Source organism: Deinococcus aestuarii (genome assembly GCF_018863415.1).
In the GTDB taxonomy this organism is placed as follows: Bacteria; Deinococcota; Deinococci; order Deinococcales; family Deinococcaceae; genus Deinococcus; species Deinococcus aestuarii.
Genome location: NZ_JAHKSN010000020.1, coordinates 1 through 14,983, shown reverse-complemented (window position 1 = coordinate 14,983; position 14,983 = coordinate 1). Strand labels below are relative to the sequence as shown.

Genomic DNA, 14,983 nt, shown 5'->3' with positions numbered 1-14,983 from the left:
CGGCGCTCCCGGCCTGAATAGCGGGCGGAACTACTGGCCCAGGGCGACCGGGAGTTCCGGTAGATAGACGCCGAACACTCGCAACAGGAGGACGGCCCCGTTGTAGGTCACCGCGACGGCCGTTGTGGTTTCCGCCCACTGTCTGAGCCCTTCCGCGTACTGCATGAAGCGCTGCTTTTGCGGCTCCGCATCGCCCTGGCGTACCGCGCGGGCGAGCTGACCCGCCCGCAGCTCCCCCTCCTCCCGGAGGTCCTGGTCGGGCAGGTGGTGCAGGCTCTCCCTGAAGCCCTTCAGCGCCCGTTCAAAGGCCTCCCCGTCGATGCCGGGGGCGTAACTGGCGTGCATGGTGTTGTAGTCGCCCTGCTGCACGTTGATCTGGTCGGCCTGGAACGTGTTGTTGTACTGATGAGTTGGCGGTGTGTAAACGGGCGGAAACGTCCCATGCTGCCGGATGTGATTGGCCGCCCGAACGCCGTCTCTGGATAGTCGGAAGGGCTGGGACGCCGCCCGCTCTTCCAACTCTCCGAAGATGTGGGTGGTCTCCAGATAGCCTTCTTTCGTCAACTCCTCCATCAGGATGTACAGCTCTCTCCGGTCTGCCACCAACGGCTCTGCAAGCGACTGGGCCGGGAACCACCTGTCGGGATTGGCTCTTGAGCCGTTCTGGAGGGTGATCAGGATGTTGCGTCTCAGTTCTTCTGCCTGATCCTGCATGGCTTCACCTCGGTGAGATGCTTGGGATTCATTGCTGACGGCGGTGGGGGTTTCCCTCCGCCTGAGCGCGAATCTTTTCGGCAATTTTGGTGGCGTTGGGCAGGAACCGCGCCGCCTCCCGCTTGGCCTGCTCAACGTGGGCAGCAGTTTCACGCCGGGGCTGCCTCTTAGTTTTCCGTTCGAGGGCCCCCTGCTGCCTCGCCATTTTGGTGCGGACAGCGGCGATCCGCAGCTCACGGTCCCGCAGGTAACGCATGTTCTCTTGTCACTACCTACAACTCCCCCGCAAACGCCCGCGCGAGGATAGAGGCGGGAAGAGCGTCGAGTTCAGGGGCCAAGTTGGCTTGCTGGGAGTAGACGGTTTCCACTTTCTCGAGGAGCCGCTGAAAGTATCGCTGGCTTTCAAGAGGCGGAACCGGAACGGCAAGTGCGGCCAAATTCTTGAGGCTCAGGGTACGGTTGCGTCCAGCACCGCCGGGGGACGCCTCGCCCAACGCTGCCAGTCCTTCAGCCGTCTGAAAGTAGAAGTTCAGGAAGCTGGCTTCAGCCTGTCCCTTGTCTGTTACACAGGTTAGGAAGCGGTGCGACCCAACCCGGCCCCTATCTTCCGCTTTCGCAATAGCGACGGCACCTTCCCAGGCGAACACAATGTTGAAGAGAAGATCACCCTCTTCAATGCGAAAGAGCTTCTTGTCACCAACCTCAATGGCGCTGAGGGCAGGCTTGTGGAACGTTCCGCGCCCGAAGCTACGGACGCCCAGTTCGGGGTATATCTCCCCCTCACGTACTTCTACGGGCCGCCGAACAAGGGGGGCAACTTCTGCCAACGTCTTGATGGGCGCATTCTCCGTTAAGGAGTAAAAGACGCCAGTTAGCAGATGCCGGGCACCCCGGTCCCGTTCTGCCGCCAGCCCCCGTGCCTCCTCCACCTTTGCCAGCATTCCCTTCACGCGGGCGACGATGCGCCGCTGCTCAGGCAGGGGCGGCAGGCTGGGAACTTCGCTGTTGGAATCTATTGCATCTAAAAACGCTGCACACACCTTTTGAACTTCAAGGGGAGGCAAGGGAAGCTGGTGGCGATAAATCGCGGTGCGGTTAATGCCGGGGATCGCTGTAGAAATAATGTCTTCAGAGAAGTCGAGAGCAGCTAAAGCGTGCGCCATATACTGTGGATCAAGTTCACCGGATTCTTTGGGTACGGCGTAGTACGCAGTGTCTATGACCCATCCACCGGTAGGGGCAAAGGTAACTTTGCCCGCAGACCCCTTTCGTCCGATAACAGCGAATGGGGACGTAGTCAAGGCCTTGTCATGCCATCCAACTCGACCTCCAGCCGCATAAACAGCGTAGGTGCCCTCAAGCTTTCTTTCGGTGGCAGTAAGGGATTGTCCATTGTTAACATCAATCACATCGTTTACAGAAACAACAGAAAATTTTTGGATCAAGGAATCAAAAATAACTTTCCTCGCGGCGGCAGTTAGGAGACCAGTCTTTGGTGGTGTTTGCGATGGGTCTTTTAACTTCATTTGCTGCTTACCACTTCCACCTTCTGCCCCAGTTCGGCCTGTAAATCTTCCAGCAAGGTCAGGATGCGCCTCTCCTTCTGCACGATGTCCGCCAGCAACTGCTCGGGCGGCATGTGCTCGAAGTCCTGCGCGGAGGTGGGGTTTCTCACGTCCAGGTTGTAGTTACTCGCGGCAATGACGCTGGCATCCACCCGCCACGCCCGCTCATTCTCCTCGCGGTTCCCCCACCACTCCAACAGCGGAGCGAACTCCTCGAATTGCACCGGCTGCGTCTTGGAGTAGTTCTTCTTCCCGGCAGGCAGGGGGTGTTCGTAGTACCAGACCTCCCGCGTCGGTTCCCCCCGCTCGAAGAACAGGATGTTGGTCGGAATGGAGGTGTACGGCGCGAAGACCCCATTGGGCAGCCGGACGATGGTGTGCAGGTTGAAGTCCCCCATCAGTTCCTGCTTGATGCGCGCCCCCACCCCGTCCGCAAAAAGAAAACCGTTCGGCACCACCACCCCGGCCCGGCCCCCCCGGTGAGTGCCGCTCGGGCGTCGAAGCCGGCGCATGATCAATTGCATGAACAGCAGGGCGGTTTCCGAGGTGCGCTTGTCCGCCGGGAAGTTGTTCTGGATGCCCCGCTCCTCCTCGCCACCAAAGGGAGGGTTGGCGAGGATCACGTCCACCCGGTCACGGTCCCCCAGGTCGCTGAGGTTGTACCGCAGGCTGTTCCCCGGGTCGATCTGCGGCGTCTCCAGCCCGTGCAGGGTCAGGTTCATCTGCGCGAGGAGGTACGGCAGCGGTTTGGCCTCTCCTCCCAGCACGCTGCGTTCCTGCAAGGTTTCCTCGTCCTCGGTGGTCTTCACCTGGAGCCGCAGGTGCTCGAAGGCCTCCACTAGGAAGCCGCCCGTGCCGCAGGCCGGGTCGAGAACCGTCTCACCGAGCTGCGGATCGAGGGCCTTGACGATCAGGCGGACGACTGGGCGAGGGGTGTAGAACTCGCCCGCGTCCCCGGCGGCGTCGCGCATCTCCTTGAGCATCCCCTCGTACAGGGCGCCGAGGGTGTGGCTCTCCTCGCTGGAGGTGAAGTCCAGCGTATCGAGCTTCTGTACGACCTCCTTGAGCAGGTAGCCGTTGATCATGCGGTTCTGCACGCCCCGGAAGATTTCGGCGACCACGGTGCGCCGGTCGCGCTGGCCCTCGCCCTGGAGGCCGCGCAGGTAGGCGAAGAGCCCGGGCATCTCGTCGTCCGCGGAGAGGCGGAACTTCTCCTGGTTCACGAAGGCGATCAGGTCGTCCCCGGTCAGGTTGCTGCGCGCCCAGTCCCGCCAGCGGTAGGGGGCCTCGATCACCGAGCGGTAGGGGCGGCCCTCGAACTCGGCCTCCTCCTGGGCGGTGTGCTCCAGGTCGTCGAGGAACTTCAGGAACATCAGCCAGGTGAGCATGGGGAGGCGGTCGGCGTCGCCGCTCAGGCCCTTGTCCTTGCGCATGGTGTCGCGCACGCTCTTCACGACGCTGGAGAGTCGCTGGGCGGTAGTCTGCTCAGCCTTGGGTTGGCGGGTGCGGGTCATCGGGGTCTAGTCTGCCGCATCCGCGCCCTCGCCGTCCCCGAACGCTTTGGGGAAGTGCTCGGCCAGGGCCTTGAGCGTGCTCTCGTCTCGCAGTTGGCAGACGATGGTCGGGTTGCTGAAGAGGTGGCCGCCGCTCAGCGCCTCGGTCCTGGGGCGCACCTGCTGCCAGTCCACGCCGACCAGCCACTCCGACTGCTCCGGGTCGTCGTAGTCGTGCAGGGCCTCGGAGGCGACGAAGGACATCTCCTTGGCCGTCCGGGGCACCCCGTCCACCACGAAGGTGAAGTCCTTGATCGGCGTGGCGGAGGTCGTTACGATGCCCACGCCCACGTACCCCGTCTTCGGGATGTACACCGAGACCCGGCGCCCGGGCTGAAGGGTCTCCAGGGGCCGGGTGTACTTCCGCCCGCCCCCGGCGCTCACGAAGCCGTACTGGACGGCATTCTCCCAGCTCCGCCAGGAACGCTCGCCGAAGGCGACGTAGTAGTCCTGCTTGTTCCAGGGCTGCCGCTTCTTGTTGTTCGGGCGCTGCTCCGCCTGCTGGGCCACCTGGTCCGGGTCGATGAGCCAGGAGCGCACCAGGTACTCGTCCTGCCCCACCTTGAAGTGACGGAAGAAGACCACGTTGATGGGCACGCTGTACTCGACCAGGTACTGCACGATGCGTTCCGTCGCGGGGTCGATCTCCGCCGCCACGATGATCAGGTTGTGGGCGGCGTTGAGCACGTCCGGGAGGGGCAGGTCAAAGGTCTGGAGAAAGCCCTCGGCGAGGCTCTGCCCCCCGTGGTGGTCGGCGTAAAGCTGCGCAATCTCCTCCCGGCCCAGCTTCCTGACCCAGGCGGCGTAGTCGAGGGCCTGGGCCACCACGTCCCGGGGCGTCAGGTCGCGCTTGAGTTCGATGACGTGCAATTCGCCATCGGGGTCGATGGCGAGGAGGTCGATGAACTTGTTGTTCTCGGTGCGAACCTGCTTGCCCACCAGCATCAGGCCGGGGTCGAGGATGCTGAGGTTCTGCTCCAGGGCCTGCTGGAGCTTGCTCTCCAGCGCTAGGGGCACGAAGGGGACCTTCTCGACCTTCTCGCCAATTCGCCAGATGGATGTTTCGACGGGCATCTACGCTCCTTGGAATCTGGAACAGATTGAACGACGTGCCAGCTCTCGCTGTCTTGGGGAAAGGGCTAGGCGTGAGGTTGCTCAGCCAGGGGTGTCAGGACAGGCTGTTAGTCCGCGGCGTCCTCAATCATCCCGCTCGGCAGCGGCAGGGTGTGAATGAGCTGGAACCAAGCGTCCAGTAGCCCCCGGAAGGCCGACACCGGTAGGGTCACGATCTCGTAGCCGTTCTGAAGCCCCGGCAGCTTCCGTGCAGCAAGGGTGGACGTGGCGAAGGAGAGGTGCCGGATCACGGTCTCCCCGCCGGTGTCGATGTTGCCGTGGGCGAGGCCGTTGCGGATAACCCGCAAGAACTCCCAGAGCTGGTAGTTGTCGGGGAAGGACCCGGTGGCGACTACACTTCGCTCACTTGGCCGCTCTCGAATCGCCCACCGGGCTTGGTGAATGATGTCGGCCCAGGGTGAGGGCAGGGTGGACAGGGGGCGGTGGGTAAGGTTGTCCACCCGCTCTGTCGCCTGTTGAAACAGACTGCGGTCACGGTGGGAGCCGTACCTCTGGTTCTCCTGAAGCCGTTCCATCGGGATCAACAGGCCTGGCATAGCAATGCACAGCATGGCGGTCACCGACAGATCGTCGAGGCCGTGTCCTGGGTGGTCCCGCTTCCAGCCCTGCCACAACCTTTCACAGCGGCTCGGAAAGTCCTGAATGAAGTTGTCGTATTCCATCGTCAGTCTCCTACGCGTAGATCAGCCGGGGCAGCTCGTCCAGCGCCTGCCGCAGCTTGGGGAGGCCACCGAACACCCGCCCGACCTCCCCGAGCTTCATGTGCCGGGTGGCAGGCAGCACCCGGAACACGTCCGCCGTCCCCCCCAGCTCGTCAATGCCATGTGCAGCGTACTGGTCCAGCAGTTGGTCGAGGATGGTCAGAGCCAATCCGCCGAAAGTGGCGAACACGTCCTGTTTCCCCCGCTTCGCCGCCTCCGCCCGCTGCTTGCGGGTCAGCAGGGGCGCCCCGAAGGCAAGGTGGCACAGCAGGTCGAAGGGGTCACTGTCCTCCCGGCCCATCACCTGCTCCAGATGTTCCAGGGCGACCCCGCGCTCCTCCAGCGCCCCCACGATGGCCCGCCGCTCCCGGGCGTCCGCCCAGTGCTGCCGGAAGTCCTCGGCGGTCAGGTACAGGCTGCGCACCTGCTCAGCCGCGTAGGAGGTGAACTCCACTGTCCTCAGTTGCCTGCCGTGCGCGTCGAGTTCCTGCACCGTCTCGTGCAGCACTCGCACCTGCACGCCCCCTCGCACCACGAGCTTGCCCGGCTCCCCCTCATCGTCGTTCTGGAGGGACGCCCGGCCCCAGGGCTGCTCGGGAGTGTCCTCGGGCTGGGGCTCGGTGACGGTCGTCTCCCCTTCCACCTCCCCGTCCTGATCCAGGGTGATCGTCGTGGTGCTGATGGGCGGGCCGTCGAACTCGGGGTCGGCGAACTTCTGTGTGGCCGACCCCGTGTAGTCGATGATGGTGAAGAAGAGCTTGCCGTAGTCCTCGCGCACGCGGGTACCGCGCCCGATGATCTGTTTGAACTCCGCCATGCTCCCCACCACCCGGAACAGCACCACGTTCTTGACCATCGGCGCGTCCACCCCCGTCGAGAGCAGCCGTGAGGAGGTGAGGATCACTGGCGTGGGCTTTTCCAGGTCTTGGAAGTTGGCGAGGTGCCCCTTGCCGATCTCGCCCTCGTCCGCGACCACCCGGGCCACGAAGTCGGGGGACTCGCGCATCTGGTCAGGCAGCAAGCGGGCCAGGGCCGTGCGCATCTGGAGGGCATGGTCCTGGTCGTGGCAGAACACCAGCGTCTTCGCCATCAGGTCCGTCTGCTTCAGGTACTCCACGAGGTGCCGCGCCACCGCTTCCGTCCTGGGAATCAGCGACAGGGTGGCCTCGAAGTCCCTGGTGCCGTACTCGCCGTCCGGGATTTCCCGCCCGTAAGCGTCTCGCATTCCGGGCGTGGGCCGCCAGCCCACTGCGTCCACATCCGTGATGACCCGCCGCACCTGGTAGGGCGCCAGGAAGCCGTCCTGAATGCCCTGCGCCAAGCTGTACTCGTAGATGGGCTGACCGTAGTAGGCGTAGGTGTCGCGGGTGTCTTCTCTCAGCGGAGTGGCCGTCATCCCGAGCTGGGTGGCGGGGGCGAAGTGCTCCAGGATGTCGCGCCAGGAACTGCTCTCCCCGGCCGAGCCCCGGTGCGCCTCATCCACGATGATCAGATCGAAGAAGTCGGGCGCGTATCCCCGGTAGAGCCCGGGGCGGGCCTCGTCCTCGGCGAGGGCCTGGTAGGTGGCGAAGTACAGCTCACGGCTGGTGTTGACGCTGCCCTGGATCTTGTGGCGGGCGTCGCCGAAGGGGGCGAAGGCCTTGTCCTTGGGGTCGTCCACCAGGATGCTGCGGTCGGCTAGGAAAAGGATGCGCGGGCGCCGGGGCTCGCCTCCCAGGTTCCAGCGGCCCTGCCACAGCTTCCAGGCGATCTGGAAGGCGATCTCGGTCTTGCCGGTGCCAGTCGCCAGGGTGAGGAGCAGGCGGTTCTGCCCTCTCAGGATGGCCTCGGCGGCGCGCTGGATGGCGATGGTCTGGTAGTAGCGGGGGATGCGGTCGCCGAGGTGGTAGGGGATGAGCAGGCGATCCTCGGCCTCGGGGGGCAGGCCCCGGTGGGCGCGCAGCCGGGTGACCAGTTCAGTCGGGGAAGGAAAGGCGGTCAGCTCGCGTTCCTGGCCGGTAAGGCGGTCGTGTTCGACGATGCCGTGGCCGTTCGTGCTGTAGGCGAAGGGGAGGTCGAGGATAGTGGCGTACTCGATGCCCTGCTGGAGGCCCTGGGCCGGGTCGAGGTAAGCGGCCTTGGCCTCGACGACGGCGATGGGGTAGTCGCGCTTGGCGTACAGCAGGTAGTCCACCCGCTTCTGTCGGCCCCGCTTGGCGCTCCGTCCTTGGACCAGAATACGTCCGTCGGTAAAGGTCTTCTGTTCGCGGATCAGCTCGTCGCTCCAGCCTGCCCCGTACAGGTGGGGGAGGACGTACTGGCGGCAGGTGTCGGCCTCGGTGATCACGACCGGCACCGGGCCGGAGGGGTGGGCACCAGAGCCTGGCCGGAGGGCTCGGCCCTCATGGAGATGTGGGGCGTGCGTGCCTCACCTTTTTTTGCGGACGCCTTCCAACTCATGTGGATCACAGTATGGCCCGATTTCGCTCATCGGAATTGCGCAAATGCGGTGTAAACGGGTGGAGTGGACTGGTTACGATAGGGATTATCCCTATGGTCTCCTCGAAGCCGCTCTCCCCTGTCCTGCCCGACCCCACCCCGCAGCTCGCGGCGCTCCAGGCCCGCTTGCGTGAACACGCCGTATGGTGGGCGGAAGGCAACGAGACGCCCGAACCCGGAGAGTGGGGGTTTGAACGGTTTCTGGCGGTCGTTGAGGATGCGGAGGTCCTGACGCGGTGGGCGCAGCAGGCCCGGGAGATCGAGCAGGCCTACCGGGACGCCGAGCTGCTGCGGGCGCCCGAGCGCCGGATGCCCTCGTTTTTCGATGAGGTGTGGGACCACTGCGCCCTGCACGTCAACCAGGCCTGGGAGAGCCATCGGGTCCGCGAGCACAGCTTCCCGCTGGAGGGCCTGGCGTCGGCGGCCGACTGGCCCGCCCTGCAAGCCCGCCTCACGGTCGAGCACGGCGCGCTGATCGCCCGGCTCCAGGCCCTCGATCTCCGCACCGCCGAGGTGCGCGGGGTGCAGCAACTCCCAGGTGGGCCAGTCTCCCCCGTTCTTCATCTGGAAGCTCGCCGCGGCCGTCGCTTCACTGTCCGGCGCCGGACTGGGGACGCCTACCGCCTGCACGCGAGCACGGTGGGCGGCGAGATCAGGAAGAACGTCCGCGTCGGGGTGGTGGTGGTGCGTGGCCTGCTCGGCGAGGTGCAGACGGTCCACCCACGCCGCACGCCCCGCAAGGACAGGTTACCGCCGGGCGTCCAGGTCGGGAAGTTCGAGGTCGCGGTGGAGCCGTGAGGTGTATTTCTTCTGTGATAGGGACTGTCCCTATCTATATTGGAAGAAGCAATTTTTCTCCTCCTGCACGCCCTTTTCTTTTTTGCGGACCTGTGTTACCTGTAGGGATCAGGAGAGACCCATGCCCACGGCCGTTCAGGAAGGCACGACCATTCACCGCACGCTGACCCACGACGCTTACGACGAGACCTGGACCGACGAGCTGGAGGGCCGCCCCGTTCATAACGGCACGCCGCTGGAAGTGCATGTGCGGGGGCGGTGGGTGCCCGTGGTGTACCTGCGCGACTCGCACACGTCGCGCGAGGGACCACGCGCCTTCCTGCGCTACCAGAAGGGCAAGAAGACCGTGCCGCTCGCGGAGAACATGGCGCTCCGGTGGCCGCCGCCTGCGCCCCCAGTGCCGGAGTTGCCACACTACCTCTGGTGGGGGGACGTGCCCGAAGGCCTGTTGACCAAGACGGCGCTGAAGTCGAAGGGCTTAAAGCCGGGCGGGCCGCCCGTGGCGACCATCCGCTACGGCCGCCGCAACCACTATCAGGAAACGGTGCTCTATGACCGCGCGCAGGCCATGCCGCGTGCCGGGGCCACTCCCGCCCAGCTCGCCGCACTCCAGAAGGCCCAGGAGGTCCGCAAAGAAAACGAGCAGCGCCGCCGCGACGAGGAGGCCGCCGAGGTCGAGCGCGAGGAGGCGGAGTGGGAGGCCTGGCTCGCCGAACAGGCTGAGGAGGGGCGGATTGCCTTGCGGGAGATCGTCGCCCGGGGCAACTGGCTGAGCCTGGACACCGAGACGACGGGGATCGACGAGGGTGCGGAGGTGGTCGAGGTCGCCCTGGTCTCCCCTACCGGCAAGGTGCTGTTTGAATCCCTGGTACGCCCAGTGGGGCCGGTACGCGAGGAGGCGAGGGCAGTGCACGGCATCACCGACGAGGAACTTGCGGCGGCGCCGAGTTGGCCCGAAGTGTACGCTCAGCTCGTGCCGCTGATCTTGGGCCGCGAGCTGGTGGCGTGGAATGCTTCGTTCGACCGGCGCGTGCTGCGGCGGTCGAGCACCCTGCACGGCCTGACCTTCCCGGAGTTGCCCTGGCACTGCGCGATGGACGCGGGTGCCGCGATCTGGGGCGAGTATTCGGAGTACCACGACAGCTTCCGGTGGGTCGGCCTGGATGTGGCGTGCCTGCTGGAGGGCGTCCGATTGGACGTCCGGCACCACCGGGCCGCTGGCGACGGCCAGCGCCTGAGTGCCTTGATGAACGCGGTGGCCGCGGTGCCCGCCGCATGACGGCTGCCCGGCTGCCCCAGGCCTGGGCCGAGGTGCTGGACGGCTTGCGTACCGACGGGTTGCCGGAGGGCGAGCCCTTCCCCTTCGACCTCTCCCCTCTTCAGGCGGAGGCCGTGGCCTGTGTCGGCGATCGGCGGGGCTGGGAAGCCCTGACGGCCTTTCATACGCACCGCGAGCCGCTGGATGTCACGGCAAAGCGGTGGGACCTTCCCCGCGAGCGGGTGCGGCAGTTGGGACTGCGGGCTCTCCAGCAGTTGGCGGTCCAGGCCCACCAGCGAGGTTGGGCCAGGCGGCTGCACCACCTGGCCCAGGAGCCGCGGGCCGTGACGATCCCGCCCGAGGTCGAGGAAGCCTGGCCGGTGCTCGCGCTCGCGGCCCTGAGCCGCCACACGCCCGACCTGCGGACGGTTCGCCTGGACACCGGGCTGTGGGCGCTGTTCATCTGTCCGCACTGGCACCTCAAGCCCCGAGGCGCGCTCGATGCCCCCCGCTTCTCTTCGGAGACCGGGGCGGCGCAGGTTTTGGACGTGCCGCCCGAAGTGCTGCGGCTCACCTGGTCGTTCCCGCGCCTGGGCGTGCGGCGGACCCGGAGCGGCCACTACGCGCCTCCCGAGGAGCGCTGGGGAGCGGCCGCGTGGCTTACCGCCGTGGCGGGGGCGCTCGCGCAGGCTGGGCACGTCGTCTGGGAGGACCGGCTGCTGTTCGCTGCCACGCGGTCCCTTCCGGGGGTGCCCGACGTTCAGGACCACACCTTCCGCCTCGCGCTGCGCAAACGCCCGGTGTTCGAGCCCACCGAGGTTAGGGGTGTGTGGCGCTGGGCCGCTCCCCTCCCCGGCGCCGAAGAGCCTTCGGGCGACACTCAGACGCCGGTTTACCGGCAAACCCGTAAAACGGTAGGCCGGGTTACGGGTAAGCCGGTTTGCTGGTAAGCTGGCAGCATGAAAGTCTTGAGTGTGGCCTCGAAGAAGGGTGGAGTCGGGAAGTCCACCACGGCGGTGACGCTCGCGGCGCACCTGGCCGGACGCGGGCGGACGCTCCTGGTGGACGCTGACGAGCAGTTGCGCTCTGCCTGGTACTGGGTCACCAAGAAGGAGGGGTACGCGGGGTGGGGGTTTGACGTGCAGCTCTACGCCGACTTCATCGCGCGGGCTGACCCGGGCCAGGGGTACGAGTTCGTCGTGATGGACACCAAGGGCGGGGAAGACCGCGACGAGCTGGCGGCGCTGGCGCGCAACTCCTCGCTGCTGATCGTGCCCACAAAGCCGGACGGCGTGAGCGCGGACGGCCTGGTGGCCACCCTGCAACCCCTGCTGGAGGGCGGCACCACCAACTACCGGGTGCTGCTGACCGACGTTCCCCCCGCCCCCAACAGCGACGGGATGGACATGCGGCTGGAGCTGGACAACGCAGACATTCCCCTGTTCCACCATTCCGTCCGGCACGCGGTGGCCGTCAGCAAGGCGGCGCGGGAGGGCATCTGCGTCCGCGACGTGAAGGGCGACCGCTACGCCAAGCTGGTCTGGATGGACTATGAGCTGATCTCGCGCGAGGTGTTGAACCATGTCCGCTAAAGGGAAGACCGAGGGCCCGAAGTTCGGCCTGATGGACCGCCTCCACAAGTCGTCCGCCGAGGTCACCGCCCCGGTCGAGCAGGCCGTGGTGCAGGCGCCCGAGGACACGGAGGCCGGGGACGTCAAGTTCACCTCGTACCTGGACGCTGATCTTGCCCGGCGGTTCCAGATTCACGTCGCCACAAAAAAGATGCTCAGGAAGCGGGGCCAGGAGCGCGTCAGCATCAAGAGCGAGCTTGATCAGGCGCTCCGGGAGTACCTGGAGCGGCACAGCGGGTGAGGCAGGCGTGACGGCCGCCTCACCCCCCCGCTGTCACCGCCTCGCTTTCCTCGGTTCCCTCGCCTGACCCGACTTTGCCCTTGGGCCGGGTGATGCTGGAGATCGGCACCTCCGTGAGCGTCACCGGCAAGCCGCCGACCGTGTGCGCATGCACCAGCACCGGGTCATGATCGCCCGGGAGCACGAACACCTTCAGGTCCTTCACCGTGGGAGCGTGTTCGGTGAGGTGGTCGGCAATCGTGCGTAAGCCTTTGACCGTAATCGTAGTTCGTGCGATCAGCGCCGAGGTTACACCGTCCTTGGTGACCAGCACGATGTTGCCTCGACCCTTCCTCGTGTAGTCCTCGTAGGGCTCGACGACGTACCCGTTCTCTCGAAACTCCTGCGCCTTGGCACGCAGGATCAGGGCCCCTAGGACCGTCGCACGCGCCGGGACGTAGTTGTAGCGCAGCGTGTAGCCGTAGCGCCTGAGCCCCTTTCCCGTCAACAGGTAGACTTCAAAACCCGTGAATTTTCGCCTGGCGAGGACCGACAACTGCGTCAGTTCACGGATAACCACCGTGGGGTAACGGGCTCGAAGATCGCTGGTTAGGGCCGGACCCCACTGGTATAGGTCTTGAATCAGTTCATGGCGTGGGCGATCCGTGTCCAGCACGTGCCCAGCTTACACCAGCCCTGTTCCGGCCCTCCCCCAAGTTTCCGCGTTCTGAAGACGCGAAGGCGCCCACGAGACCTTTCGTGCGGCGCCCCACGTCCTGAGAAAGCAGGTTAATGTGCCCTGCGGCGGTGCTCCCGGGACTCCCGGGAGTCCCGGAAGTCCGCCAGGCTCATCCACACGGCCAGGGGAAGCATCAGCCAGTAGATTTTTTCTTCGTTCCGGTCAATCCACACGTTGACCCGCTCCATGCGATCAGACAGTCGGCTCATGGGTTCACCTCAGTTGGGGTGGGCGCGAAATAGCGCACCAGATGACGGTAGCGTGACTGCGGCTGGTAGCTCCAGCCGCACGGCAGCCGCTCGCGCAGCTCCTCGGCGGTAAAGGCCCGGCGCAGCGAGATCAGGCCATCTTGCTTAATCGAGGAATTTCGGAAGAACGGCCAGGTGCAGACCGCGAACAGCACGTAGCTGAAGCGGCTGCGGTCCAGATCACTCAGCAACACCTCCCGGCAGGCCAGCCTCCGGCAGTCGTCCAGCAGCGGCGGAATCTCGTCGTCGGTCAGGTGGTGCAGCATGTGGTTGGACACCACCAGGTCGAAGCGCTGTCCCTGCTCGACCAGCGTGCGGCTGCTGACGTGGTAGAAGCGCAGCCCGGCGTAGGGCGGCAGACTGTTGGCGTAGTCGATGGCCCGGGGGTCGGTGTCAATGCCGGTGGCCTCCAGGCGCAGGCCGTCCGCGTCCGCCCACCTCATCAGGTTGCGGGTCACGTCTCCGCCGCCGCAACCGATGTCCAGGAGGGTCGTCACCCGGACAGGGGAGAGGTGGGGCCGAACGAACTGCACGTACAGCCCTCGCCAGCCGGACACCAGGGCATTGACCACCGGAAGGTAGGCGTAGGTGCGGTACAGGGTCTCCAGATCGCCGTCCAGCGCGTCGATCTGCTCGTGCGCATGTTCGTCGCGCCGGTTCAGGTCAGGCAGCAGGATCACGGCCGCTCACCCCTCCAATCGGTGAGTTGTCGAAGATGGAAACGGGCCACACCCCGGTGCGGCGGCAAAGCCTGGCGCGCGGCCGCGGCCTCACGGTCAACAAAAACTCGCGTTCTTCTGGCACGGTCGATCACGCGGTCAGAGTGGGAACAGGTGGGCGACATTCGCCACGCACGCCGGGAGCTTGGCCTCGGCCCGCGCGAAGGGCGACATGCGGTGCAGCGTGTTCAGCACTGCCCGCCGCGTCTTGTCCCGCTTGGCGAGCGCGCCCAGCCCGTCCATTACCATGTCCTCCATCCGGCTGGCGGCATGCTCTCCTTCCGTCTCGTCGTTGGCGGTCAGCACCAGGCTCAGGTCGAGGCGGCACAGCCCGTTGACCTTGTTGCGAAAGTCCAGTACCAGGTACGCCAGCTTGTCTCCGCTGCACAGGAAGTGCACCAGATCGCGGGTGATGCCCGGCCGCGTCACCTCGCCGCTCTCGCGCAGGGTTAGGGTGACCACCGTGCGTCCGTGATGGTCCACCACGCGGCGGTCCTCGACGTGGGGTTGGGGAAAGCCGTTCACGAGAGCGTTGCAGGCCTCCGCCGACGCGATCTCCACGTTCAGCCCGGCCTCCCGAAGGCGCGTCAGCAACGCGGCGCGCAATTCCAGGGCGGCCATCATGTGCGCCGTCGCGTGGGCCCCAGCGGGTCCGACGTGCAGCAGCAGCCAGTGACGGCACTCCTGGCCGGTGAACTCCACGATGGCGCGGCCGCGGTGGTGGGGGCTCAGGTCGGCGAACACATCGGACAGGCAATCGCTGGTCTCTTCCAAGACGTCCGTGTTCGAGGGATTCGTACACAGGGGCGTGTAGGTGAAAGCCATCACCACGTCGTCGCCACCGATGGCGAGGCCGTCCCGAAACCGCAGGCCTTCCGCCTGCCCCACCTGGGGCAGATTTGAAGGTTCCGTCAACGTCATGACGGCAGTGTAAAAATTTCGCTGTTACTGCTGTTATATGGCTCCAGGACGGTAAATCCTGTGTTTTTGAACTTGGTACAAATTCGTGCTTGGTCCAGGCTGCGGTGTGTTAAGCGTCCGTCAGTTGGAAGCCACCTCCAAAAGCTGGTTCCGTTTGAAGCAGCACCGTAGAATAGACTACGTTGGAGTGAACCCAATCGGGCGGACCGCGGGGCAAGTCACGTCTGGGCGGCAGTGTAGCAGGCAGCGAACTCGACGGGTGGGACGTATCCCAAGCTGGAGTGCAGTCGGCGGCGGTTGTAGA

General features: G+C 65.5%; 16 protein-coding genes. 5 read left to right on the top strand and 11 right to left on the bottom strand.

Translation table 11 applies throughout. The annotated features are described in order from the left end of the window. Positions 1-30: 30 nt before the first annotated feature. The 7 genes from IC605_RS18765 to hsdR all read right to left on the bottom strand — a co-directional run bounded on the left by IC605_RS18765 (position 31) and on the right by hsdR (position 7,993). Positions 31-714, bottom strand: coding sequence for a hypothetical protein (locus tag IC605_RS18765; protein WP_216327763.1), 684 nt, complete (start codon positions 712-714; stop codon positions 31-33). Positions 715-742: 28 nt separating this feature from the next. Then, complete coding sequence (locus IC605_RS18760; protein ID WP_216327760.1) at positions 743-970, bottom strand: hypothetical protein; 228 nt, start codon at positions 968-970, stop codon at positions 743-745. A gap of 16 nt (positions 971-986) precedes the next feature. After that, a complete protein-coding gene (locus tag IC605_RS18755; protein WP_216327757.1) occupies positions 987-2,159 on the bottom strand; it encodes a restriction endonuclease subunit S in 1,173 nt (390 codons plus the stop codon). Between the two features lie 77 nt (positions 2,160-2,236). Beyond that, the gene (locus tag IC605_RS18750; RefSeq protein WP_216327755.1) at positions 2,237-3,793 is read right to left on the bottom strand and encodes a class I SAM-dependent DNA methyltransferase; all 1,557 of its coding nucleotides are present in this window, start codon (positions 3,791-3,793) and stop codon (positions 2,237-2,239) included. A gap of 6 nt (positions 3,794-3,799) precedes the next feature. Then, on the bottom strand, positions 3,800-4,906 hold the full coding sequence (locus IC605_RS18745; RefSeq protein WP_216327752.1) for a PDDEXK family nuclease: 1,107 nt from the start codon (positions 4,904-4,906) through the stop codon (positions 3,800-3,802). A 107-nt stretch (positions 4,907-5,013) separates the two neighbouring features. Beyond that, positions 5,014-5,628 carry a hypothetical protein gene (locus IC605_RS18740; protein ID WP_216327749.1) on the bottom strand — a complete coding sequence of 205 codons (615 nt, stop codon included), beginning with the start codon at positions 5,626-5,628 and terminating at the stop codon, positions 5,014-5,016. Between the two features lie 10 nt (positions 5,629-5,638). Continuing rightward, entirely contained in the window at positions 5,639-7,993 is a 2,355-nt protein-coding gene (gene hsdR / locus IC605_RS18735; protein ID WP_216327746.1) for an EcoAI/FtnUII family type I restriction enzme subunit R, read from the bottom strand. Positions 7,994-8,199: 206 nt separating this feature from the next. On the opposite strand from hsdR, the gene IC605_RS18730 reads away from it, so the two are divergent. From IC605_RS18730 to IC605_RS18710, 5 genes are all read left to right on the top strand, one after another. Then, entirely contained in the window at positions 8,200-8,943 is a 744-nt protein-coding gene (locus IC605_RS18730) for a hypothetical protein (RefSeq protein ID WP_216327742.1), read from the top strand. Between the two features lie 121 nt (positions 8,944-9,064). Beyond that, positions 9,065-10,222 carry a 3'-5' exonuclease gene (locus tag IC605_RS24800; protein WP_246581042.1) on the top strand — a complete coding sequence of 386 codons (1,158 nt, stop codon included), beginning with the start codon at positions 9,065-9,067 and terminating at the stop codon, positions 10,220-10,222. Then, positions 10,219-11,151: a hypothetical protein gene (locus tag IC605_RS18720; RefSeq protein ID WP_216327739.1), complete on the top strand. Its 933-nt coding sequence runs from the start codon at positions 10,219-10,221 to the stop codon at positions 11,149-11,151. The genes IC605_RS24800 and IC605_RS18720 overlap by 4 nt, the downstream gene beginning before the upstream one ends. Before the next feature lie 9 nt (positions 11,152-11,160). Continuing rightward, entirely contained in the window at positions 11,161-11,793 is a 633-nt protein-coding gene (locus IC605_RS18715; protein WP_216327736.1) for a ParA family protein, read from the top strand. Beyond that, entirely contained in the window at positions 11,783-12,073 is a 291-nt protein-coding gene (locus IC605_RS18710) for a hypothetical protein (protein ID WP_216327733.1), read from the top strand. Before IC605_RS18715 ends, IC605_RS18710 begins: the two co-directional genes overlap by 11 nt. A gap of 19 nt (positions 12,074-12,092) precedes the next feature. Here IC605_RS18710 and IC605_RS18705 read toward each other — a convergent pair whose 3' ends face one another. The 4 genes from IC605_RS18705 to IC605_RS18690 form a co-directional block, all read right to left on the bottom strand. After that, complete coding sequence (locus IC605_RS18705; RefSeq protein WP_216327730.1) at positions 12,093-12,728, bottom strand: hypothetical protein; 636 nt, start codon at positions 12,726-12,728, stop codon at positions 12,093-12,095. A gap of 113 nt (positions 12,729-12,841) precedes the next feature. Next, on the bottom strand, positions 12,842-13,000 hold the full coding sequence (locus IC605_RS18700) for a hypothetical protein (RefSeq protein ID WP_216327728.1): 159 nt from the start codon (positions 12,998-13,000) through the stop codon (positions 12,842-12,844). Then, on the bottom strand, positions 12,997-13,719 hold the full coding sequence (locus tag IC605_RS18695) for a methyltransferase domain-containing protein (protein ID WP_216327727.1): 723 nt from the start codon (positions 13,717-13,719) through the stop codon (positions 12,997-12,999). The genes IC605_RS18700 and IC605_RS18695 overlap by 4 nt, the downstream gene beginning before the upstream one ends. Positions 13,720-13,857: 138 nt before the next feature. Further along, positions 13,858-14,679 carry a hypothetical protein gene (locus IC605_RS18690; protein ID WP_216327725.1) on the bottom strand — a complete coding sequence of 274 codons (822 nt, stop codon included), beginning with the start codon at positions 14,677-14,679 and terminating at the stop codon, positions 13,858-13,860. Positions 14,680-14,983 lie beyond the last annotated feature (304 nt).